The organism is Arsenophonus endosymbiont of Apis mellifera, from assembly GCF_903968575.1.
GTDB classification, from domain to species: domain Bacteria; phylum Pseudomonadota; class Gammaproteobacteria; order Enterobacterales; family Enterobacteriaceae; genus Arsenophonus; species Arsenophonus apicola.
In genome coordinates this window covers 1-817 of record NZ_CAJCFU010000067.1, presented here as the reverse complement: position 1 = coordinate 817, position 817 = coordinate 1, and the positions used below count along the sequence as shown (strand labels likewise).

Below are 817 nucleotides of genomic sequence, written 5' to 3'. Positions count from 1 at the left end.
GGACTGAGACACGGCCCAGACTCCTACGGGAGGCAGCAGTGGGGAATATTGCACAATGGGCGCAAGCCTGATGCAGCCATGCCGCGTGTATGAAGAAGGCCTTCGGGTTGTAAAGTACTTTCAGTCGTGAGGAAGGTGTTAAGGTTAATATTCTTAGCAATTGACGTTAGCGACAGAAGAAGCACCGGCTAACTCCGTGCCAGCAGCCGCGGTAATACGGAGGGTGCGAGCGTTAATCGGAATTACTGGGCGTAAAGGGCACGCAGGCGGTTAATTAAGTTGGATGTGAAATCCCCGGGCTTAACCTGGGAATGGCATTCAAGACTGGTTAGCTAGAGTCTTGTAGAGGGGGGTAGAATTCCATGTGTAGCGGTGAAATGCGTAGAGATGTGGAGGAATACCGGTGGCGAAGGCGGCCCCCTGGACAGAGACTGACGCTCATGTGCGAAAGCGTGGGGAGCAAACAGGATTAGATACCCTGGTAGTCCACGCTGTAAACGATGTCGATTTGGAGGTTGTGGTCATGAACTGTGGCCTCCGGAGCTAACGCGTTAAATCGACCGCCTGGGGAGTACGGCCGCAAGGTTAAAACTCAAATGAATTGACGGGGGCCCGCACAAGCGGTGGAGCATGTGGTTTAATTCGATGCAACGCGAAGAACCTTACCTACTCTTGACATCCAGCGAAGCCTTTAGAGATAGAGGCGTGCCTTCGGGAGCGCTGAGACAGGTGCTGCATGGCTGTCGTCAGCTCGTGTTGTGAAATGTTGGGTTAAGTCCCGCAACGAGCGCAACCCTTATCCTTTGTTGCCAGCGAT

The 817-nt window shown here is 53.5% G+C and carries 1 rRNA gene; it reads left to right on the top strand.

The window, feature by feature from the left end:
* Window positions 1-817: ribosomal RNA gene (locus H1X92_RS11305) — 16S ribosomal RNA — on the top strand; the annotation flags it as partial.